The 22,535-nt window shown below is 64.6% G+C and carries 20 protein-coding genes; 15 read left to right on the top strand and 5 right to left on the bottom strand.

Annotated features, from left to right (window positions below; genetic code table 11):
- Window positions 1–55 precede the first annotated feature (55 nt).
- The 11 genes from cpaB to KDW55_RS12875 all read left to right on the top strand — a co-directional run bounded on the left by cpaB (window position 56) and on the right by KDW55_RS12875 (window position 12,491).
- Window positions 56–991, top strand: a complete 936-nt coding sequence (gene cpaB / locus KDW55_RS12925) for a Flp pilus assembly protein CpaB (protein ID WP_209825214.1) — start codon at window positions 56–58, stop codon at window positions 989–991.
- Between the two features lie 64 nt (window positions 992–1,055).
- Entirely contained in the window at window positions 1,056–2,387 is a 1,332-nt protein-coding gene (locus tag KDW55_RS12920) for a type II and III secretion system protein family protein (RefSeq protein WP_212160676.1), read from the top strand.
- Window positions 2,388–2,447: 60 nt separating this feature from the next.
- Window positions 2,448–3,722 carry a fimbrial protein gene (locus KDW55_RS12915; protein WP_040144933.1) on the top strand — a complete coding sequence of 425 codons (1,275 nt, stop codon included), beginning with the start codon at window positions 2,448–2,450 and terminating at the stop codon, window positions 3,720–3,722.
- 3 nt (window positions 3,723–3,725) lie between these two features.
- Window positions 3,726–5,093 (top strand): CpaF family protein, encoded by a 1,368-nt coding sequence (locus KDW55_RS12910; protein ID WP_040144070.1) that lies wholly within the window; start codon window positions 3,726–3,728, stop codon window positions 5,091–5,093.
- Window positions 5,086–6,075 carry a type II secretion system F family protein gene (locus tag KDW55_RS12905; RefSeq protein ID WP_212160675.1) on the top strand — a complete coding sequence of 330 codons (990 nt, stop codon included), beginning with the start codon at window positions 5,086–5,088 and terminating at the stop codon, window positions 6,073–6,075. The genes KDW55_RS12910 and KDW55_RS12905 overlap by 8 nt, the downstream gene beginning before the upstream one ends.
- A gap of 4 nt (window positions 6,076–6,079) precedes the next feature.
- Window positions 6,080–7,072, top strand: a complete 993-nt coding sequence (locus KDW55_RS12900) for a type II secretion system F family protein (protein ID WP_040144072.1) — start codon at window positions 6,080–6,082, stop codon at window positions 7,070–7,072.
- A gap of 18 nt (window positions 7,073–7,090) precedes the next feature.
- Entirely contained in the window at window positions 7,091–7,933 is an 843-nt protein-coding gene (locus KDW55_RS12895; protein ID WP_059544311.1) for a tetratricopeptide repeat protein, read from the top strand.
- Window positions 7,934–7,953: 20 nt separating this feature from the next.
- Window positions 7,954–8,283, top strand: coding sequence for a DUF3613 domain-containing protein (locus KDW55_RS12890; protein ID WP_209825222.1), 330 nt, complete (start codon window positions 7,954–7,956; stop codon window positions 8,281–8,283).
- An 11-nt stretch (window positions 8,284–8,294) separates the two neighbouring features.
- Window positions 8,295–10,325, top strand: a complete 2,031-nt coding sequence (locus KDW55_RS12885) for a pilus assembly protein TadG-related protein (protein ID WP_212160674.1) — start codon at window positions 8,295–8,297, stop codon at window positions 10,323–10,325.
- An 11-nt stretch (window positions 10,326–10,336) separates the two neighbouring features.
- A complete protein-coding gene (locus tag KDW55_RS12880; RefSeq protein WP_212160672.1) occupies window positions 10,337–11,728 on the top strand; it encodes a sigma-54 dependent transcriptional regulator in 1,392 nt (463 codons plus the stop codon).
- Between the two features lie 55 nt (window positions 11,729–11,783).
- Entirely contained in the window at window positions 11,784–12,491 is a 708-nt protein-coding gene (locus KDW55_RS12875) for a DUF2968 domain-containing protein (protein ID WP_059544241.1), read from the top strand.
- Window positions 12,492–12,575: 84 nt separating this feature from the next.
- Here KDW55_RS12875 and hfq read toward each other — a convergent pair whose 3' ends face one another.
- On the bottom strand, window positions 12,576–13,160 hold the full coding sequence (gene hfq / locus KDW55_RS12870) for an RNA chaperone Hfq (RefSeq protein ID WP_040144076.1): 585 nt from the start codon (window positions 13,158–13,160) through the stop codon (window positions 12,576–12,578).
- Between the two features lie 295 nt (window positions 13,161–13,455).
- Between hfq and KDW55_RS12865 the strand changes: the two genes are divergently transcribed.
- Window positions 13,456–13,731: a PXPV repeat protein gene (locus tag KDW55_RS12865; RefSeq protein ID WP_069241951.1), complete on the top strand. Its 276-nt coding sequence runs from the start codon at window positions 13,456–13,458 to the stop codon at window positions 13,729–13,731.
- Window positions 13,732–13,758: 27 nt separating this feature from the next.
- Here KDW55_RS12865 and KDW55_RS12860 read toward each other — a convergent pair whose 3' ends face one another.
- The 4 genes from KDW55_RS12860 to KDW55_RS12845 form a co-directional block, all read right to left on the bottom strand.
- Entirely contained in the window at window positions 13,759–14,676 is a 918-nt protein-coding gene (locus KDW55_RS12860; protein ID WP_209825227.1) for a DUF1571 domain-containing protein, read from the bottom strand.
- Between the two features lie 27 nt (window positions 14,677–14,703).
- A complete protein-coding gene (locus tag KDW55_RS12855; RefSeq protein ID WP_040144078.1) occupies window positions 14,704–16,458 on the bottom strand; it encodes an AMP-binding protein in 1,755 nt (584 codons plus the stop codon).
- Between the two features lie 425 nt (window positions 16,459–16,883).
- Window positions 16,884–17,702 carry a TetR/AcrR family transcriptional regulator gene (locus tag KDW55_RS12850; RefSeq protein WP_040144079.1) on the bottom strand — a complete coding sequence of 273 codons (819 nt, stop codon included), beginning with the start codon at window positions 17,700–17,702 and terminating at the stop codon, window positions 16,884–16,886.
- A gap of 216 nt (window positions 17,703–17,918) precedes the next feature.
- Window positions 17,919–19,139, bottom strand: coding sequence for an MFS transporter (locus KDW55_RS12845; RefSeq protein ID WP_212160671.1), 1,221 nt, complete (start codon window positions 19,137–19,139; stop codon window positions 17,919–17,921).
- Window positions 19,140–19,416: 277 nt separating this feature from the next.
- On the opposite strand from KDW55_RS12845, the gene KDW55_RS12840 reads away from it, so the two are divergent.
- The 3 genes from KDW55_RS12840 (at window position 19,417) to KDW55_RS12830 (ending at window position 22,476) form a co-directional block, all read left to right on the top strand.
- Window positions 19,417–19,959, top strand: a complete 543-nt coding sequence (locus KDW55_RS12840; RefSeq protein ID WP_040144081.1) for a GNAT family N-acetyltransferase — start codon at window positions 19,417–19,419, stop codon at window positions 19,957–19,959.
- Between the two features lie 138 nt (window positions 19,960–20,097).
- Window positions 20,098–20,724 (top strand): ParB-like protein, encoded by a 627-nt coding sequence (locus KDW55_RS12835; protein WP_040144082.1) that lies wholly within the window; start codon window positions 20,098–20,100, stop codon window positions 20,722–20,724.
- Between the two features lie 24 nt (window positions 20,725–20,748).
- Window positions 20,749–22,476 (top strand): SulP family inorganic anion transporter, encoded by a 1,728-nt coding sequence (locus KDW55_RS12830; RefSeq protein WP_212160669.1) that lies wholly within the window; start codon window positions 20,749–20,751, stop codon window positions 22,474–22,476.
- The last annotated feature ends 59 nt before the right edge of the window (window positions 22,477–22,535 follow it).

Raw genomic sequence — 22,535 nt, 5'->3', positions numbered from 1 at the left:
CAGTCATCTCACCGTCGCCACGCTCCAGAACCGATTCCGGCATTCCCATATCAACATGGCCAACAATCTGACAAAAATCGTCGCGGGGTTGCTGATTGCGATCGCTATTCTGCTCGGAATTTACGCGTGGATGCTTGGGCGGAGCACGGCGCACCCCGTCCCTGTACAACAGACCAATACGTCGAGTCCGGTGCCGGTCGTCGTCGCGACGCGTACGCTTCCGGCCGGCCAGCCGATTGGCGCTGATGCATTGAAAGTCCAACCGACCGCCTCGGCGCCAGCAGGTGCATTTGCCGATCCTGCCGCGCTGGTCGGCCGTATTCCGGCGAGGGACGTTCCGGCGGCAGCGCCGGTCTTGTCAGAAGCACTGGTATCGGGGCTTGCCGAGGACATCCAGCCCGGCGAACGTGCGGTCGCGGTTCGCGTCGACGAGACCAACGCCGTTGGCAACCGCTTGCGGCCCGGCAACTTTGTCGACGTATTCGTGAATCTGAAGCGCGAACCGAATAGTGCGATGGTCGACGGCGAGGTATCGCAGACACAAGCTCGGCTGCTGATGTCGAAAGTTCGCGTGCTGTCGTTCGGCGACGCGACGCCCGAACGTGACAGCGGCAACACCGCCAACGGCAGCAATGGACAGCCGAGCAACGCACGCATTGCGGTGCTTGCGGTGCCGACCGCGCAGGTCGACGCGCTGACGCTCGGCGAATCCAGCGGCCGGCTTACGCTCGCGCTGCGCAATCCGCGGGACGATGAACTCGCGACGCAGACCGTGGCCGTGCGCACGGACAACAAACTGTCTCCGTCGGCGCTCGCCGCGGCCGGCGTATCGCTGCAACAGCTGTCCGGCACGCCGAGGACTGCGGTGGCCAACGTGAACGTGCCGCCGCTCCCGTCGCGCCTCGCGCCGCCGGTGCGCTCGGGCGGAAGCGGAAGCGGGGGCAGCATCGAGGTGATTCGTGGCGGCCGGTCCGAAACGGTCTCATATTGAACAGCATCGACGACCATCGACATCGGCGACGACAAGTAACGGCCGCGCGGCGGTCCAACAAACAATGAAAAACATACTGATTGCATTCGCGATTGCGCTCTGGACCCTGACATTCGCCTCCATTGCGAGCGCGGGCGGCACGATCGAACTCGCAGTCGGCGCGCAGCGGCAGCTTTCCGCTGGCCGTGCGCTGCAACGGGTCGCCGTCGGGGATCCGGCGATCGCCGATGTGCTGATCATGAAGGGCAGTCGTTCCGGCTCCGTGCTGCTCACTGCGAAGGCACCCGGTGCAACGAACGTGATGTTGTGGGCGCGCGGTCGCGACGAGCCGACGGTCTGGAGCGTCGAAGTCGTCGATGCGGCTGCGCACGCCGTACTCGACGGTTCGACGCCGCAGGTTAAGGCGTTCGGCGGGACGTCGGTGCTCCAGGGAACGGCGACTTCCCTGGATGCGCACGAACGGGCCGCCGCCGTTGCGAAAAACATGAGCCCCAAGGGCACGGTGATCGATCGCTCGACGCTGGCCGGCAAAAACGTCGTGCAAGTCGACGTGCGGGTGGTGGAATTCAGTCGTTCGGTGCTCAAGCAGGTCGGGTTCAACTTCTTCAAGCAGAGCAACGGCTTCTCGTTCGGCTCGTTCTCGCCGGGCGGCGTGCAGTCATATGGCGGTGGAGGCGGGCCAGGCACCGGAGGGTACGTCCCGACCCTTGGCGCACCGGTTGCATCGGCATTCAACCTGGTGGTGAACGCGGCGGGCCGCGGCATCTTTGCCGACTTGTCGCTGCTCGAGGCGAACAATCTGGCGCGTGTGCTCGCCGAGCCGACGCTCGTTGCGTTGTCCGGTCAGAGCGCGAGCTTTCTTGCCGGCGGGGAGATTCCGGTGCCGTCGCCGCAAGGGCTCGGCTCGACCGCGATTCAGTGGAAGCAGTATGGCGTCGGATTGTCGCTGACGCCGACGGTGCTGAGCCCGAACCGGATCGCGCTGAAGGTCGCGCCGGAGTCGAGCCAGCTCGACTTCGTCAACAGCGTGACGATCAGCGGCGTTGCGGTACCGGGCATTACGACGCGACGCGCAGATACGACGGTCGAACTCGGCGACGGCGAGAGCTTCGTGATCGGCGGCCTGATCGATCGCCAGACCATGTCGAATGTGAGCAAGGTGCCGCTGCTCGGCGACCTGCCGATCATCGGAACGTTCTTCAAGAACCTGAATTACCAGCAGAACGACAAGGAATTGCTGATTATCGTGACGCCGCACCTGGTTGCGCCGATTGCGAAGGGCGCGGTGCTGCCGGCGACGCCCGGCGAGCTGTCCGAGCAGCGCGACGGCCCGGTGTGGCGATCGTATCTGGGCGGGGCGGCGTCGCCGGACGCCGCCCCGGGATTTTCCAAATGAATGTGAAGCATGGCGCGTTGCGATACGTCGCGACGCCTTGCCTAATCGGGGGTGTTCGACATGAACGCACGAACCCAATCATTGTGTGAACCCGCCGTGATCGACTATTTCGTTTGTGCGTCGACAAAGGAAGCACATGTGCGCTGGCTCGCCGAAACATTGGTGTCCGCCGGAGCAGTGGAGGCGGCGTCGCTGGAACCGGCGATGCTCGCGCAGCGCATCACGGGGCTGAATCCGGCGCTGGTCTTTATCGATTTCTCCGATCGCAGCGAGGTGGCGAGCGCCGCGGTTGCCGCGGTGCGCGCAGCGCATCCGGGCCTGCCGATCGTCGCGCTCGGCTCGCTCGCGCAGCCGGAGAGCACGCTGGCCGCGCTGCGTGCGGGCGTGCGCGATTTCATCGACGTGTCCGGTCCCGCCGAGGATGCGCTGCGGACCACGCGCGGAATGCTGTCGCACGTCAGCGAGCCCGCGAGCCGACACGGCAAGGTCGTCGCATTGCTCGGCGCGCGCGCCGGCATGGGAGTCAGCACGCTCGCCGCGAATCTTGCTGTGTGGCTGCAGAAGCGCGCACTCGGGCCGGGGGTGACGCGCAACCCGAACGGCAGCGCGCCGGCCGGCCGGCAGACCGCGCTGATCGACCTCGGGCTGCCCGCCGGAGACGGTGCGTTGTTCCTGAACACGCGCTGCGAATTCCACTTCATCGATGCCGTGCAGAATCTGCGCCGCATCGATCGCACGTTCGTGAACACTGCGTTGACCCGCCATCACAGCGGTGTTGCGTTGACAACGCTGCCGCCGGACCTCGGCGCGTTGCGCGACGTATCGTATGCGTCGTGCATCGGTTTGTTGAACCGGTTTCGCGCGTTCTTCGACCAGCAGGTCGTCGATCTCGGCGGGTTCACGAATCGTGAGTTCGTCACGCAGATCGCCGCATCGGCCGACGAGGCGTGGCTCGTCTGCGACCAAGGTGTCGCATCGATCGTGTCCGCGGCCGACCTGCTGACAGGGCTACGCGATGTCGGTGTCGATACCGATCGCGTCAAACTGGTCGTCAACCAGTACGATCCCGGGCTGGACCTGATGCCCGCGCAGATCGCCGAGCGTCTCGGGCTGTCGCTCGTCGGCACGTTGCCCGCACGCCGCGTCGCGATCGGTCATGCCGCGAACCAGGGAAAACTCATTGTCGATGCGGCCGAGCGCGACCCATACGTGCGCGCACTCGAATCCCTCGCCACGCGGCTGCCCGGCATATCCGGCATGGCGGGCGCGTCGCGGGCCGCGCCCGGCCTGTCCGCGCTCAAGCGTTTCATTCAACCCTCGTCCAAGCGGTCGTAACCGATGGCACACGACATTCAATTCGCCGACGGCGCAGCGCCGTTCTCCCAGACCCAGCAATTCCACGACATCAAGAATGCCGCGCACGAGCACTTGCTGACGCGCATCGAGGAACTGGGGGCCGAATTCGGCCGGTGGTCCCGTCAGGCGATCAACCAGTTCGTCGACCTGGAGATCGACAGCTTCGTGCGCTTGCGCCGTATCCCGCTCAACGAGAACGAGGTGCGTGCCGTTGCGGAGGCGCTCACGAAGGAGCTTGCCGGTTTCGGTCCGATCGAGGATCTGCTCGCGGATCCGGCGGTCGAGGACATCCTGATCAACGGCTACAACGACGTGTACGTGTCACGTCACGGGATCCTGGCAAAGCTGCCGGTGCGCTTCACGGACAACGCGCATCTGCTGCGCATCGTGCGGCGGATTCTTGCTCCGATCGGACGCCGTCTCGACGAGTCGAATCCGATGGTCGATGCGCGATTGCCCGACGGCGGCCGCGTGAACGTCGTGATCGAGCCGCTGTCGATCGACGGCCCGATCGTGTCGATCCGGAAATTCCGCAAAGATCCTCTCAAGCCGTCGGACCTGCTCGGCAACGGCACGTACAACGAAGAGATCGGCGCGTTGCTCGAGGCGGCAGTCGAGGCGCGCTGCAACATACTCGTATCCGGCGGCACGAGTTCGGGGAAGACGTCGCTGCTCAACGCGCTGGCGTTCCACATTCCGGAGGCCGAGCGGGTCGTGACGATCGAGGATACGGCCGAACTATCCCTGAACCATCCGCACGTCGTGCGGCTCGAAAGCCGGCCGGGCGGTTTCGACGGCACGGGCGTCGTGACGATTCGCGATCTGCTGCGCAACACGCTACGGATGCGTCCGGACCGTATCATCGTCGGCGAAGTGCGAGGCGGTGAAGTGCTTGAAATGCTGCAGGCGATGAACACGGGCCACGACGGCTCGATGGGGACCGTGCACGCAAGTTCGCCGCGCGAATGTCTGTACCGTCTCGAGATGCTCGCCGGCTTTGCCGGCTTCCAGGGGACCGAGTCGAGCCTGCGTCGCCAGATCGCGAACGCGATCGACTTCATCGTGCAGATCGGACGCCTGTCGAACGGGCGCCGCCGGATTCTTTCGATCACCGAAGTGACCGGCTTGTCCGACAACATCATCGCGACGCAAGAGCTGTATCGGTACGAAGCGCGCGTGACGCCCGAAGGCGAGGAAGTCGATCACTGGGAATCGTTGGGCATCCACCCGCATTCGCCGAAGCTCGCGCGTTTCCGCCAGACGCTGACGAACAGCGGATCGGGTGGCAGCGGGTTCGGCGGCGGCTTTGGCGGTGGCGGGTTCGGCCGCGGCGGGGGCTTCAATGTATAGCGCAATGATCTGGGTGCTCGCGGTCGCGATGCTGTGCGCGGCGTCGGCCCTGATGCTTTGGCGACATGCGGAAACCCGGCGTGTGCGTACCGATGCGAAGCGCTTCATCGACAGCCGGCTCGAACCGGGCGCACGCGCAGCGGTTCCGGCCGCGAAGCCGGCGGCGTCCAATGTGCCGCGTGCCCCATCATCGCCCAACGTGCACAATGCGGCGTCGAACGCGTTGTGGATGCAATGGTACGGGGAGGCCAAGGAGCATCTGACCAACCTCGCGAGTCGTGCCGGGATCGACGGAGCGCGTGCCAAGGCCACCGGCGCGCTTGCCGTGCTCATTGCAATCGCGGCGACAGCCGGGAGCCGCGGTGGTGTGCTCGCTGCATTCGCTGCGCTTGTGTGCGGCAGCGCGATTTTCGGCATCTGGCTCACTTCACGCATCCAGCGGCGGCGATTGAAGATTGTCCGCCAGATCCCTTCGTTTCTCGACGGAATTGTGCGTCTGGTGACGCTCGGCAACAGCGTGCCCGCCGCATTTCAGGCTGCGTTGCTGACCACGGAAGAGCCCTTGCGCGGGTGTCTCGATCACGTTTCCCGGATGTTGCGGACCGGCGTGGAGATCGATCGCGCGATGCTTCATATCGCGAAAATTTACCGGACGCAGGAATTCGAGCTTCTTGGATCGGTGCTGCGTTTGTCGGTCAAGTATGGGGGACGTGCAGACGTCATGCTCGATCGCATGGCCGTGTTCATGCGCGACCTGGAGCAGGCCGAGCGTGAACTGGCGGCGATGTCGGCGGAGACGCGACTGTCGGCTTTCGTCCTCGTGATGCTGCCGATCGCGATCGGCAGTTTCGTCGTGATGACCAACCCGAAGTATCTGGAAGGGATGTGGAACGATCCAAGCGGTCGAATGCTTCTCATGTTCGCGTTTCTCGCGCAAGTGGCCGGCAGCGTGTGGTTGTATCGAATGGCTAGGCTCAGGTGATGCGATGACGGCTACTCAAATCGGATCGGTTGCCGTGGCACTCGGCGCGCTCGGCGTGCTGTTGCTCGGGATGGTCGCGTTGCTGCGTGCGAGCGCAGTTTCGCGCGCTGAACGCGCACTCGTCGATGCGCTCGATCGGCGCATGGCGGCGCTCGAAGCGGCCAAGGTGCGGGCGACGGCGGACGGCAGTGCAGATACGCAGCCGGCTACGCGTGACCGCCAGCGCTTTGAACGTCTACTGGCTCGTGTGTCGGCGGTCGGCATGCGCTGGCTCGATACCGGTTTCGGCAAACACATTGTCGCGGAAGAAGATCGCCGCCTTCTTGAGCAGTGCGGCTACATCGACACCCGCACCCGCGGACTGTTCCTGAGTGCGCGGATCGCGTGCGGAATCAGTCTGCCGGTTATCTTCGCGATTTTCGCCAGCGGGCGAATGAGGGGCGGATACTGGACGATCGGGATGTTCGCTGCATTCGCGCTCGGCTTCATGCTGCCGAAGATTTTCTTGCGGCGCCGCGCGTCGGCGCGTCGCCAAAGCGTGGTCGATGAACTTCCGCTGTTCGTCGACATGCTGCGCCTGTTGCAAGGAGTCGGACTATCGCTGGATCAAAGCTTGCAGGTCGTAACCAACGATTTTCGGGGGATGATGCCCGTGCTGTCGTCGGAGGTCGGGATCGCGCAGCGCCAATTTGCAGCGGGCCGCACGCGAGATCAGTCGATGCAAAGGTTGTCCGGCGGATTCGATAACGAGGATTTGCGCGCGATTGTCCGCTTGATGGTTCAGGTCGACAAGCACGGCGGCGCGGTGCAGGAGCCGCTCAAGCAGTTCGGCGACAGGCTGCGCGAGACGCGCCGCGCGATGCTTCGCGAACGCATCGGTCGACTGACGGTGAAGATGACGGGAGTCATGATCCTGACGCTGTTGCCGGCGCTGCTGATCGTGACCGCGGGGCCCGGATTTCTGGCGGTGATGCATGCGCTGTCGGCGCATCATTGATAGATGGAAGGAATGACGATGAAGCGGATCGGCAGAGCGGCAACGCACGCAGGTATGGCAACGGCAGTGCTGCTGCTTGGCGCTTGCGCGACCAAGGAAAGCGGATACGGTGTCGGTGCGCAAACCGAACGCGCGGCACTGATCCAGGCGGCTGAGCAGAAGCAGGCCGTGCCGGACACACCGGCGATGTATCTCGGCTTGATCCAGCGGATGCAGGCCCAAGGTCTCTATTACGCGTCACTTGCCCACATCGACGCTTATGACAAGGCATACGGCATTTCACCAGATACGATCCTGCTTCGCGCGGACGCGCTGCGCATGACAGATCAGCCGGCTGCGAGCGCGGCCGCCTACACGCAGTTGCTGAAGACGCCGCTCGCCGCTCGCGGGTATCGTGGACTCGGATTGCTCGCCGGCGCGGCCGGGGATTTCGATCAGGCGGTACGTGCTCTGACACAGGCGTCGGAGCTTGCGCCGACGGACGCGTCGTTGCTGTCCGATCTCGCCTATGCGAAATTGCGTAACGGCGACGTGGTGGGCGCACGGGTGCCCTTGATGAAGGCGGCCGAACTGGACCAGCGCAATCCGAAGATCGTCAGCAACCTTGCTTTGTATTTGCTTGCCGCCGGGCGCACACAAGACGCGCAGCGGCTGATGAATCAGCAGCGACTACCTGCGGATATCCGCCGGGACATCGCGAGCGATGCCGCGAAGGTCGCAGCCGCGGCGCGTGCGCAGCAACGCGCGGTCGCGATGCCGCCGGTGGTGTCGCGGCACGTGCCGAATGCGCCCATTACGCCAATGGCAAACAATTTCGGTTATGACCAGACCGTGCCGCTGCTGCAGCGATTTGCACAATGAACAAGGATGCGGGGATCGACATGAACAACAAACATTATCGAAACGCGCGAGCGAGCCGCATCGTGATTCTCGCCGCGATCATGACGATGACGATGGGCACCGCAGTCGCGCAGGAACAATCGGAAACGACGCCAGGCGCCTCCGATGTCGACCGTTCGACGAAAGAGTGGCTCTCGATCCAACGAGAAAACCGTGCTGCGGCCCCGGCACAACCGCTGCTCGGCGACGTCGCGTCGCTGGTCTACCAGCGCTATCTTGATTCGTTCAAGAACAAGATTCCGGTGTCGATGAGCACGCAGCTCGGCAGTTCGTCGAACGGGATGTCGGGCAGCGGGCAGAGTGCGCAGTAGGCGAGATGACGATGCGCGCAGATCAAGCACATGAGTCTTTGCGGCACGGCGCTCGCTGGTTCGGCAAGCGGCGCCAACGTGGCTCTATTGCAGTCATGGCAGCGATCTGGGTCATGGTCGCGATCGTGGTGCTCGGCGTGGTCGACGTTGCGAATCTGTATTGGCAGAAGCGCGATCTGCAAAGGGTCGCGGACTTGGCCGCGTTGGCGGCAGTGCAGCCGATGACGACCGATCCGACCGGTTGCCTGACCGATGCCCGGAACAACGTAACGACGAGTGCGACCATCAACGACAAGGGTTACGCGTTCACGCTGATAAGCGCCACGGCGGCGGCAAGTCCTACTGCGGGAAACGACCAGATTGCCGTCAGTTGCGGGAGGTGGGATGCGTCGACTGCTTACGTGACGCCCGCGTCGGCCGTGGCGAATGCGGCCCAGGTGACGGCGTATCGTCAGGTGAACTACTTCTTCCTGGGGCTGCTCAACCAGTTGAGCGGACGGCGGGCGATCATCTCCGCGACGGCGACCGCACGTGCAGCCGCGATCGATACGTTTAGCGTGGGTTCGACGCTTGCGAACCTGAATAGCTCTTCGTCGGCGATACTCGATCCGCTGTTGACCGGATTGCTCGGTGCCTCGACCAATGTCAACGTGGGCTTGGCCAATTACCAGGCGTTGGCCGCGGCAAACGTGACGCTCGGGCAATTGGCGAACGTCGCGACCCAACTCGGCACGGCAGGCATGTCCAATCCAGCCAGCGTCGGGAAGTTGCTTGGCCTCAGTCTGTCCGTATCGGATATCCTGAACCTTGCCGCTACGGCGGTGGGCAGCAATACCACGGTCGGCGCGGCGCTCACGGTGCTGAAGAACAGCGTCGGTGCCAACGTCAATGCGAACAAGATCGCTTTGGGAAGCCTCCTGCAGTACTCGGGCAGTAATCCGGAGGCGGCGGCGAACGCCAGCATCAACGTGCTTCAGTTGTTGCTGACCACAGCACAGATCGGCGCGTACAACAGCGCGCTGACGCTGTCGGTTGGACAGGCCAATTGCCCCGGCAGTGCATTCTGTCCGCTTATTTCGGCGGTGTCGTCACTGGTCCGAGTCAATAGCCTGCAATTGCAGGTGCTCGCGCCGCCGTCGATCGGAATCGGCGAAGCCGGACAGGTAAACGGCATCTGGCGCACGCAGGCGTCGCAGGCCGAGATCGGGCTTTACGTCGATGTGCAGGCGCTGTCGGATCCGAAACCGCTGGGCTTGTCTGGTCTATTGACGCTTCAAGTGACGGGGCCGCATTTGCCCCTGTATATCATCCTTGGCGGCCCCGGCCGGGCATGGCTAGCCAACACGAGTTGCCAAACGACGCCTGCATCGAGCACCGCGACGTTCGGTGCATTGCCGGGCGTGGCGATGATTTGCGCCGGACAAAATACCGGGGGAAGTTTGAACCTCAATTCACCGAGTTGCTCGTCCGCGTCGGGCACGATTCCCGTAGCGAAAATATCCGGTGGCGGGCTGCTCGGCAATTTTTCGCTCCTGCAAGTGGTTTTATCCGTGTCGAACCCGGTAGCTTACGTCGGGAGCAGCACCAGTGCGCCCGTCTACAGCGGCCCGCCGTTGCCGTCGACCCCGGGGGCGCTCAATGCCAATCTGTCGTTGGCCGGGACCGGCACGCTTTATCCGAACAATTCACAATACTCGTTCTGCAATACGACGCCGAGCAATGGCGCGTGTTCGTCGTCTGCATGGTCTCCGGGACCCAACTGGAGCACGTCGTCGAGCGCGACCAACTCGCTCAACGTGCAACTGACCAATCTATTGAATCTCCAGTCGTTCAAGCTCGACATTCTCGGGCTGGATCTGTCGATTCTCACCGTGATTCTTCAGCCACTGACGGACCAGCTCATCCCGTTGCTGCTCGGGCTCGTCAATCCGTTGCTCAATACGCTGGTGACGCCATTGCTGGCGGCACTAGGATTGCAAATCGGCCAATTAACCGTGATTCAACACGGCCTGACTTGCAACGCCCCGCAAATCGTTCATTGAAAGCATCAACAATGAGAACCCCCCCCGCAATCGCAGAACTCGACCTGTACGTCTGGGAAGGCAAGGCGGACATCGTCGACCGCGTTGCCCGCTGCATGGCGAGCTTCGACGTCGAAGTGATCCGCGCCGACAACGCGGAGATCTCGCCCGAGCGCGCCGCGTTGCGGCCGTCGCTCGCGATCATCAGCGTGACGATGATCGAAACCGGCGCGGCGTTCCTGCGCGACTGGCAGGCGAACATCGGCATGCCGGTCGTATGGGTCGGTGCGGCACGCGACCACGACGCATCGCAGTATCCGCCCGACTATTCACACATCCTGCCGCTCGACTTCACGTGCGCCGAGCTGCGCGGGATGGTCGGCAAGCTCGTCACGCAGTTGCGCGCGCACGCCGCCGAAACGCTGCAGCCGTCCGAACTCGTCGCGCACTCCGAATCGATGCAGGCGCTGCTGCGTGAAGTCGACACGTTCGCCGACTGCGATACCAACGTGCTGCTGCACGGCGAAACCGGCGTCGGCAAGGAGCGCATCGCGCAACTGCTGCACGAAAAGCATTCGCGCTACCGGCACGGCGAATTCGTGCCGGTCAACTGCGGCGCGATTCCGGACGGCCTGTTCGAATCGCTGTTCTTCGGTCACGCGAAAGGCTCGTTTACCGGTGCGGTTGTTGCGCATAAAGGCTATTTCGAACAGGCGGCCGGCGGCACGCTGTTCCTCGACGAAGTGGGCGACCTGCCGCTATACCAGCAGGTGAAGCTGTTGCGCGTGCTCGAGGACGGCGCGGTGCTGCGGGTTGGCGCGACGACGCCGATCAAGGTCGATTTCCGTCTCGTCGCGGCGAGCAACAAGAAACTGCCGCAACTCGTGAAGGACGGCCTGTTCCGCGCGGATCTTTACTATCGCCTCGCGGTGATCGAGCTCAACATTCCGTCGCTGGAGGAACGCGGCGCGGTCGACAAGATCGCGCTGTTCAAGTCGTTCGTCGCGGACGTGGTGGGCGACGAGCGGCTCGCGCAACTGTCCGATCTGCCTTACTGGCTCGCGGACGCGGTCGCGGACAGCTATTTCCCCGGCAACGTGCGCGAGTTGCGCAATCTGGCGGAGCGCGTCGGCGTGACGGTGCGGCAGACCGGCGGTTGGGACGCCGCGCGACTCCAGCGGCTGGTCGCGCACGCACGCAATTCGGCGCAGCCGGTGCCGGCGGAGAGCGCGGCGGAAGTGTTCGTCGACCGCAGCAAGTGGGACATGAACGAGCGCAGTCGCGTGATCGCCGCGCTCGACGCGAACGGTTGGCGTCGCCAGGACACGGCGCAACAGCTCGGCATCAGCCGCAAGGTGTTGTGGGAAAAGATGCGCAAGTATCAGATCTTCGACGAAGAGCCCGAGGCCCGCGAAAGCGAGTAATTAATGAGATAAAATCGCGTGCAATTACAACGACACGGGCGGGGAATAAGCATTCATGAGCCATATGACGAGGTTGGGGCGGGCATGTCTTTTGTTCGCCATGATGGGAGGCATGCAGGGCGCGTACGCGCAGGGATTGGCGGGCGACGCGGCGCAGGCGGTGCAGCAGGCGTCGGCGCCGGTGGCGGCGATCCCGGCGATCGATCAGCAGGCGCAGCCGTCGGTGCAGCCGCAGGCCGGCGAGACGACGGGGCCCAGCACGGTCGACGAACTGCAACGGCAGATCCAGGCGCATTCGCTGACGGAAATGCGCACCAGCTATAACGGCAGCTACGGCGCGAGCCTGTTGTTCAACGTCAAGGACGGTGCGTACTTCGTTGCGCTGTTCCAGCAGAAGGCGTTCTGGCGGGTGATCAAGACGCACGACGATGCGCGCGCAGAAGCGATCTACCGCGATTTTTCGCATCAGGCCGAGCGGTTGGCGGTAAACGAGCTGCGTGCGGCGAAACTGGAAGCGCAGAAGGCGCAAATGGACCGGCAGATCCAGGTCACGCAAGACCGCGCGCGCCGCCTGCAAGCGGACATTTCGATCGCTCGCGAACAGCAGGCGGCGGTGGCCGATCGCCAGAAGAGCGTACGCAACGAAACGGCGGCGCTGCAGGCGCAACAGGCGCAACTTCAGTCGCAATTGCGCGCATTGCAGCAGCAGGTGCGTTCGCTGCAGCGCGAGGCTGACGCGGGTTTGCCGTCGAGGGCGCACTGAGCGCGATCATGGTCCGGCGGTGCGGCGACATGCCGCGCCGCCCCACGAGAAAAAAGGGCAAGCCGGTTGGCTTGCCCTTTCGTTTTACTGGCCGTCCGGCACGATGCGCCGGCGGCGGGTGACGATAACCGGGCCATTGCCGCTGCGCGAGTCCGACGGCGCGTTGCCCGATGCATCGCCGGCATCGCGAGGCGCACCGTAGCTTTCACGCGGTTCGCGCGGCGCGCCGTAGCCTTCGCGCGGCGCGCTGTAACCCTCGCGCGGTTCGCGCGGGCCATAGCCTTCGCGCGGTTCACGCGAGCCGTATCCTTCACGCGGCTCGCGCGAGCCGTAGCCGCCGTCGCCGCGCGGCTCGCGGGAGCCGCCGTGCGAGCCGTACGGGCTATGGCCGCCGCCTTCGCGGCCGCCCGGCCGGCCGCCGGTACGCGGGCCGCGGGGGCCGCCGCCCGGGCGCGAGCCGCCGGTGTCGAGCTGGATCGTCGAAATTGCACGCTTGTAGATGCCTTGCAGACCCACGGGGGTGCGCAGCATCACCAGATACTGGTCGAACGACTCGATGCAACCCGTCAGACGAATGCCGTTGACGAGATAGATTTCAACGCGCTTACGTTCCTTGCGCGCCGCATTGATGAAGTCGTTTTGCGGATGGGATTCTGCGGGATTGGCCATTGAGGTGCGGCAGGAGCCTGCGTCAGAGAATATGTTGTGCGTGTGTGTGGCGTGGTCGCCCACCGGGTGTTTGGCGGGATTTTACCCTGTTCGTTCCGCCAGCGCGCGGTCGCGATTGTGTCGAACCGTAACCCACTATAGACGTTCCCGCGCGTTTTCGCGATTCGGTCGAATGGCTATGCCGTTCGTTACGTCGCGTTACGACTCTCGCACCGGCGTAGCACCTGCGCGCGCCGGCCGGGATTACATTCGTCGCGCGTGCCGGGCAGGCCGGCGGGAAATGGGGAACCGAAACATGAACAACAGGGGATGGGCGGTGTGGATCGGGAGCGCGGCATTGCTCGCGTCCGGCACTGCAATGGCGCAGGTGGATCTTTCGGTCGGCATCGGCGTGCCGGTTGCACCCGTCTATGTCGAACCGGCGCCAGTCTATGTGGCGCCGCAGCCGGCGGTGGTCGCCTATCCGGGTTACGGATATGGCTACTACGGTGACGATGACGACCGCGACCGGAAATGGCGCAAGCACTATTACAAGCACTGGCGCAAGCATCACGACGATGACGACGATTGAGCGCGGCATGCGTCGTCGCGGTGACGGTCAGAACGCGTAATCCGGGTTTTTCGGATCGAATGCGGATTCGTCGAGCGTCACCGGGGCGATCTTCTCGATGACGATCCGCTCGAAAATCCGGCCGTCGTTGTCATACGATTCGACGGTCCGGAAGTAGGGCGCGTGCAGATCGAGCCCGAGGATTTCCTTCTTTGCATAGAACTGCGGGCGTCCGGTCGGTGTCTCGTACGTCAGTGCGACCACGCGCACGCCGCCGATCGTTTTCGCTTCCACTTGCGTCGGCCGCTGCACGCCGGCTTCCTGGTATTTCTTTCCCTCGCTCAGGTACAAGTTTGCGATGAACTCGGTGCCGAGATCCTTTACCTGGTGATTCGACTGCGCACGCGCGAGCGCCCCGTCGAGCGCGGTCCACAACGGAATCTTGCCGAGCAGCCCGCCGAGGTGGCCGTACATCTCGTCCTTGCGCTGTGTCGCGTCGTAGATCGTTTCCTGTCCTGCATGCGCGCCGCCTGGCAGCCATTTCGCATAGATGCGCAGCGGCTCGCGGGTGGTCTTCACGAGCATGCGGTCGGGCGTGTCCGACCATTTCCCGCTGATGCGCTCCTGGCGCACCATGGTGAACTGGTACGACGGATAGCCGTTCGGCCCGTTGCGGATGTAGAGCGGCACCGCGAGCGGGTCGAGCGCCTTGAAGAATGCCGTGAGCGTCGCATCGTCGAGTTGCGCGAGCGTGCCGCGTTGCGCGGCCATATGCAGCCAGCGCGCCTGCTGCGCGACCGGCTCGCGCGTTACCTTCGCCAGCTCCGCCGGCAGCACGGCCTCTTGTGCCGCACCGGCGGTGTCGGCCGATTCCTGCGCATGCAGGCTCGGCTGCACGAGGAGCAGCATGGCTGCGATCGCAGCGGCGGCAACGGCCGCAGCGCGGCGCTTCTTTCGTTCGTTCATCGATAGTGTCTCGGAACGGTGGGGCGATCAACCTTGCTTCGCCGCGTTGATCTTCGCGAGCTCCTCGTCGCGCAGCGCACGGCGCAGGATCTTGCCGACGTTCGTCTGCGGCAGCGCGTCGCGGAACTCGACGAACTTCGGCATCTTGTAGCCGGTGAGGTTCTTGCGGCAGTGCGCGAGCACGTCGTCGACCGTAAGCGAGGGGTCGCGGCGCACGACGAACACCTTGATCCGTTCCCCCTGCACGTCGTCGGGGATGCCGATCGCAGCCGCTTCGCTGATGCCCGGATGCATGACCAGCACTTCCTCGATCTCGTTCGGATATACGTTGAAGCCCGACACGAGGATCATGTCCTTCTTGCGGTCGATGAGCCTGATGAAGCCGCGCTCGTCCATCACACCGATGTCGCCGGTGCCGAGCCAGCCGTCGGCGTCGATCACTTTCGCGGTCTCGTCGGGCCGCTGCCAGTAGCCGCGCATCACTTGCGGCCCGCGCACGCACAGCTCGCCCGGCTCGCCGATGCCTGCCCAGCTGCCGTCCTCGCGGCGAAAGCGCACCATCGTCGACGGCGCGGGCAGGCCGATCGAGCCGCTGAACGCGGCCATGTCGTTCAGGTCGACCGGGTTCATCGTGACGATCGGCGAGCATTCGGTAAGCCCGTAACCCTCGACGACCGGTCGCCCGGTAACCTGTTGGAAGCGCTCCGCGACCGCGCGCTGCATCGCCATGCCGCCCGCCATCGCGAGCTTCAGCTTCGAGAAGTCGCGCTTGCGGAATTCCTCGTTGTCGAGGAATGCGTTGTACAGCGTGTTGATGCCGGTGATTCCGGTAAACGTTTCGTGGCGAATGATCTTCATCACCATCGTCATGTCGCGCGGGTTCGCGATCAGGATGTTGCGTCCGCCGAGACCCATGAAGATGAACGCGTTCACGGTCAGCGAATAGATGTGGTAGAGCGGCAGCGGCGTCAATACGGTTTCGACGTCGCCCGATACCTGGTCGGCGATCCATGCCTTCGCCTGCAGCAGGTTGGCGATCAGGTTGCCGTGCGTGAGCATCGCGCCTTTCGCGACGCCGGTCGTGCCGCCCGTATATTGCAGGAACGCGAGATCGTCGCGCGCGGCTTGCACCGGTTGCGGCTTGCCGCGCGCGCCGAGCGCGAGTGCCGAGCGCAGCCGGACCGCCTGTGGCAGGTTATAGGCCGGCACGAGCTTCTTCACGTGTTTCAGCACGAAATTGATCAGGCGTCCTTTCGCGTTGAAGCCGTCGGCGAGGAGATCGCCGAGCGCGGTGACGACGATGTTCTTCACTTGCGTTTCAGGCAACGCATCCTGCAGCGTGCGTGCGAAGTTCTCGAACACGACGATCGTTTGCGCGCCGCTGTCTTTCAGCTGATGAGCGAGTTCGCGCGCGGTGTAGAGCGGATTCACGTTGACCACGATTGCGCCGGCCTTGAGCGTGCCGAACAGTGCGACCGGGTACTGGAACGTGTTCGGCAGCATGATCGCGACGCGGTCGCCTGGCTTGACGCCGATGCTTTGCAGATACGATGCGAACGCGTCGACTTTCTGCGCGAGCGTGCGGTACGTCATCGACGCGCCGGCGCTTACGTAGGCGACGCGGTCCGCGAAGCGGGCCGTGCATTCGTCGAAGAACTGCACGAGTGATTCGTACTGTGTGACGTCGATCTCGTGCGGCACGCCGGGCGGGTACGATGCGTACCAGATGCCGTCGGTGTTTGGCGGGAGCTGGGTTGCTGCGGTTGCTGCGAATGAGGACATGACGTGTCTCCGTGTCGACGAGAGTTGGCGCTTCAGCGCCTTACTCTCGTCCCATGCTTCGCGGTCGGCGAGAGTTGGCGCTTTAGCGCCTTACTCTCGTTCCATGCTTCGCGGTCGACGAGAGTTGGCGCTCTAGCGCCTTACTCTCGTCCCATGCTTCGCGGTCGACGAGAATTGGCGTTTTAGCGCCTTACTCTCGCCCCATGCTTCGCGGTCGACGAGAGCTGGCGCTTTAGCGCCTTACTCTCGCCCCATGCTTCGCGGTTGTTGAGCATCAGCGCTTCAGCGCTCGCTCCTGCGGTGTTTTCCATCGCCGAGAGCCATACGGACCTTCACCGCATCGCATTTGTCCGGCCCGCGCCGGCGCGTGCGCCCCGACCCAAGCCGGCTCCATCGTGATACCCCGTCTGCGCGACCAGACGCGCTCAACTCGCCGAATGCATCGGCGCCGTATCGGCGGCCGCCGTGCTCGACGGCAGTCCGAACGCTTCGCTCGCGCCCGCATCGTCGAGCACGGCCGCGAAGATCGACAACTGCGCGCTGTCAGGCATCGGCGCCTTCAGCGCGGCGACGATCAGCGACGACAGCCGCGCGATCATCTGCACGTCGTTCATCGTCCGACCCTGCGAGAATTCGTCGATCAGGCTTTCGGTTTCTGCACCGGCCAGCGCGCCTGACAGCGCGCCGATCGCGAAGTGCAGCCGCCAGCCGAGTTCGGTGCGTGGCAGATGCGGGAGCGCGCGCTGGAACGCATCGAAGAAGCGCCCCGCGACGCTCGCATAGTGCGCGGTCAGGAAGTTGCGCACGAACGGCGACGGGTCGGTGTACGCACGGCCGATCAGCCGCAGGAACGCGGGGCCGCCGCGATCGGGATCGCGCGATGCCTTGAGCGCCGGAATGAACATTGCACCGAGCACGTGTTCGCAGGTGATGTGCGCACCGAGCTGCGCATCGAAGCGATCGAGGATGCCGAGGCGTTCCTGGTTGAGCTGATCGAGCCGGCGCGACAGCATCGCGTGAATCAGCGCTTCCTTGCTGCCGAAGTGGTAGTTGACCGCGGCGAGGTTGACTGCCGCACGCGACGTAATCTGCCGCATCGACATCGCTTCGAAGCCATGCTCGATGAACAGGTCCTCGGCGGCATCGAGAATGCGCGCCTTCGTTCCGCCGGCCTGCCGATTGCCGGATGACCGCGTCCCGGACGGCCGTCCCGCAGACGGTCGCCCCTCCTGACTTACTGCCATGTCCCGCCTCCCAACGCCGGTCGCCCGGGCGCGAACAGGTGATTTGATTATCTGATTCAAACAGCCGTTTTCATTAAGATAAAAAAACGCGGGCGGCGCGGGCAAGCAGGGAATCTCGAAAAATTCCTCTAGTTCAATGTGCGAGTGCGGCAATCGTCGCGTGCGATCGCGCGGCGACGCGGCCCGCGCGATGATGCATTGCGCAAATGCGCGGGCTCAACCGGCGGTAGTACGCGTATTGACCGATTGCGTCATATCAATCCCGCGGCGTTCGCGGCTGAACAGGATCAGCACCGCGATCACGACGGCGACGATGCCGGCGACGAGCGCGAGCGCAAACCCGTAGTTGCTGCCTTGCGAAACCGCGAGCGAAGCCTGCATTGTCGCGTTGCCCGATGCGAGCAGATTGCCGAGTTGATAGACGACACCGGGGAACGTCGCGCGAATTTCATCCGGAGAGATTTCGTTCAGGTGGACGGGGATCACGCCCCACGCGCCCTGCACGGAGATCTGCATCAGAAACGCGCCTGCGGCGAGCGCGAGCGCGCCGCTCGAGAACGCCCACAGCGGCAGCACCGGCAGCGCGATCAGCGCGGCGATGAAGATCGCGCGACGTCGGCCGATGCGCTCTGAAATCGCGCCGAACGACAGCCCGCCGACGATCGCACCGATGTTCAGCACGATCGTGATCCACGACACGGTGTGCGGATCGAAGTGATGCTGTTCGCGCAGGAAGGTCGGGTAGAGATCCTGCGTGCCGTGCGAGAAGAAGTTGAACGCGGTCATCAGCACGATCGCGTAGATCGTGAGCTTCCAGTTCTGCTGCAACGTTGCGGCGAGACCCGGCCGTGCACGCTTTTCCATCTGCTTCCACGCGGGCGATTCGGGCACGTGCGCGCGCACGTACAGCACGAGCAGCGCGGGCAGCACGCCGATCATGAACATCCCGCGCCAGCCGATGTACTGGTAGAGGAGGCCGAACACGATGGACGCGAGCAGGTAACCGCTCGGATAGCCGGCCTGCAGCAATCCCGACACGATGCCGCGCGCATGGGTCGGCACGGTTTCCATCGTCAGTGCGGAGCCGACGCCCCATTCGCCGCCCATCGCGATCCCGAACAGTGCGCGCAGTACCAGCAGCGCGGTCAGACTCGGCGCGAAGCCGGACGCGAGCTCGAGCAGCGAATAACACGCGATGTTGACCATCAGCGTCGGGCGGCGACCGAAGCGGTCAGCGAGCCGGCCGAAGATCAGCGCGCCGATCGGGCGCATCGCGAGCGTCAGCGTGAGTGCGAACGCGACCGCGGGGATCGTCGACGCGAATTCGGCGGCAATGTCCTTCAGCACGAACACCATCAGGAAAAAGTCGAATGCGTCGAGCGTCCACCCGAGGTAGGCGGCGATCGTGACGTTGCGTTGTTCGCGGGTCCAGCTCATGTCCGGGTCTCCTCGTTGGCTTGCGCGTTCACGTATCGCACGCGGGTGCCGGCCAGGCTCGCGCGCGGTGCAGGGGCATGGATGGAGTGTAGGCGGCCGAGCCGCGCGTTGCGGGGCGCGACACGGAGAATCGGGAATAATCCCTACGAAACGCGCTGTTGCGAAAGCGGGAGCGCGGCCGTGCCAGACAAGCGACAGCCATCTGTATCATTCAGGAAGGCTTGTTGTATCCGTTATGTAATGCGCGATGCGCGCCTTCCCCGCATCAGGAGCCCCGATGAACGAACCTTCCGTCGCCACGTTGCCCGTCCTCGAGACCGAGCGGTTGTGGCTGCGGCAGCGCGTGCTGGACGATCTCGACGCGTGCATCGAGATGGATCGCGATCCGGAAGTCACGCGGCACATCGCAGGGCCATGGCACGACCCGGTCGAGCACCGCCGCTTCGTCACGCACCGCATCACACGCGAGTATCCGCCCGGCCTCGGCTACTGGTCGATCTTCGAGAAGGCCGCGCCCGAAGCGTTCATCGGCTGGATCCTGCTGATTCCCGATTATGCGAACGGCGCGCGCGACGTCGAGATCGGCTGGCGGCTCGTGCGTGCGGCTTGGGGGCGCGGCATCGCGAGCGAGGCCGCCGCGGCCGTCGTGCGTCACGCGTTCGACACCGTGCGGCTGCCGCGCATGATCGCCGACATTGCCGAGGCGAACACGGGCTCGCTGAACGTCGCGCGCAAGCTCGGGATGCGCCGCGTGGGTGTCGTGCAGGACGGGATTCCGTACATTCGCCATCGCCTCGAACGCGACGACCTGCGCACGTGACACGGCAATGTGACGCTGCAACGTGGTGCGGCCGGGTGTCAGGGATCGTCAAACGCGCGCGCATCGGTCTCGCGACGTATTAACGGCGCGCGAGATCAGGAGTATCGTTGCCGGAAATTCGAAACATGGGGTACGACCGTGGCACTCGGCAACGACGTTCATCTGATTCCCGTCCGGCTCGACGCACTGCGTCCGACGCAAATGACGGTCGGCTATCGTGAAGTGAAAGCGAAGCGCAAACACTGGAAGACACTCGGCAAGCGTGCGCGCAAGGCCGCGATCGAATCGCACTGGTTTCCGGCCGTCCTCGGCCCGGGCGGGCTGCACTACATCACCGATCATCACCATCTCGGCCTCGCGCTGATCGAGGAAGGGGAGTCGAGCGTGAACGCGATGCTGCTGAAGGATCTATCCTGGCTCGACGACACGATCTTCTGGCGGATGATGGAACACAACCAGTGGGTGCATCCGTTCGGCGTGGACGGCTCGCGCCGCGACTACGCGCAATTGCCGAAGTCGCTGACGGGGCTCGCGGACGATCCGTATCGCAGTCTCGCGGGCGAACTGCGCACCGCCGGCGGCTATGCGAAGGACGCGACGCCGTTCAGCGAATTCCTGTGGGCCGATTACCTGCGCCAGCACGTGACGCTCGACCAGATCCGCAAGAACTTCTCGAAGGCGCTCGACGTCGCGCTAAGCCGCGCACACGACCAGGACGCGCGCTATCTGCCCGGGTGGTCGGGCGTGATCGCCGTGAAGCCCTGACACGGGCTCGTCGGCTTCTACGTCATGACAACAGCACCGACCCGACCGGATGCCGGCCCGCAGCATCCCGAGCATTTCGCTGCACTCGATGCGGCCCCGCCGCAGCCTGCGCGGCGCATTGGCCTCGATGCGCTGGCCGGCCTGTCGATCGCCGGGCTGCTGATTCCCGAGGCGGTCGCGTATGCCGGCCTCGCAAACCTGCCGCCGCAGGCCGGCCTCATCGCGCTGCTCTCGGGGCTCGTCATCTATGCGCTGACCGGCAGCAGCCGCTTCGCGATCGTGTCGTCGACGTCGTCGTCGGCAGCGGTGCTCGCGGCGACCGTGCTGGCCGAATCCGGAATGGCGCTGGCCGCGCAGCTCGCACTGGCCGCCGCGCTCGTTGCGATGACGGGCGTGCTGTTCATCCTCGCGGGCGCCGCGCGGCTCGGCGGCATGTCGGACTTCGTCGCGCGTCCGGTCCTGCGCGGCTTCACGTTCGGATTGGCGCTGACGATCGTCATCAAGCAGTTGCCAAAGATTCTCGCGATTTCCGTGCATCACGGCGACGCGCCGCATGTCGCACTCGAACTCGTCACCGGTGCGCCGCAGGCGAATCTCGCGAGCGTCGCGCTCGGCGCGACCGCGCTCGCGCTGCTGTTCGTGCTCGGACGGCGCTCGCGCGTCCCGGCGACACTTGTCGTGATCGTGCTGTCGATCGCGGCCAGCTATCTGCTCGACTGGCAGCACTACGGGATCGCGATCGTCGGACACATCGACTTCCGGCACCTTGACTTCGGGCTGCCGCAGCTCGATCGCAACGCCTGGATGCAGACGGTCGAGCTCGCGTTCGCGCTGATGCTGATCCTGTATGCGGAGTCGTACGGATCGATTCGCAACTTCGCGCTCAAGCACGGCGACAGCGTGTCGGCGAATCGCGACCTGGTCGCGCTCGGCTGCGCGAACCTCGTATCGGGGTTGCTGCACGGGATGCCGGTCGGAGCAGGCTACTCGGCGACGTCCGCGAACGAGGCGGCCGGCGCGCAATCGCGTTTCGCCGGCCTGTGGGCGGCCGGCGTAGTTGCGTTGATCGTGTGGCTGCTGCTGCCGCAGCTCGCGCGCACGCCTGAGCCGGTGCTCGCGGCGATCGTGATTTTCGCGGTCAGCCATTCGCTGCATCCGTCGGTGTTCCGGCCGTACTGGGCGTGGCATCGCGACCGGCTCGTGGTGATTGCCGCACTGCTTGCGGTGCTCGTGCTCGGCGTGTTGCACGGGCTGCTCGCAGCGATCGGCGTGAGTCTCTTGCTGACGCTGCGCAAGCTTTCGGAGCCGAACGTGAGCGTGCTGGGCCGGCTGCGCGACGGGCACGATTTCGTCGACGTCGCGAATCACGCCGATGCGAAGACGATCCCCGGCGTGCTCATTGTGCGGCCGGAGGCGCAGTTGTTCTTCGCGAACGCGGACCGGATGCTCAATCGCGTGCGCGGGCTGCTGAAAGCCGCGCCGGACACGCATACCGTGATGCTGAGCCTGGAGGAAACGCCGGACGTCGACGGTACGACGATCGAGTCGCTGCGCACGTTCGCGGCCGAATGCGCGGCGCGCGGACTGCAGTTCGCGATCGTGCGGCTCAAGGAGCACGCGCTGCATGCGCTGCGTCGTGCGGCAGACGCTACGCTGCGCGACGATGCAATGTCGGAACTGAGTGTCGACGAGAGCCTGCAATTGCTGCTGGCGCGCGGCAGCGCCGGAGCCGGCGACGCGCGCGGCGCGTGACGACGGGGCGCACATCCGCTGCCCGGGACGTCGAAGTGCGGCGCGTTGCGGTTCAGTGC

This window comes from Burkholderia sp. AU19243, assembly GCF_018148075.1.
Lineage (GTDB): Bacteria > Pseudomonadota > Gammaproteobacteria > Burkholderiales > Burkholderiaceae > Burkholderia > Burkholderia latens_A.
The sequence above is the reverse complement of the archived record's forward strand: the minus strand, read 5'-3'. Positions and strand labels throughout refer to the sequence as shown.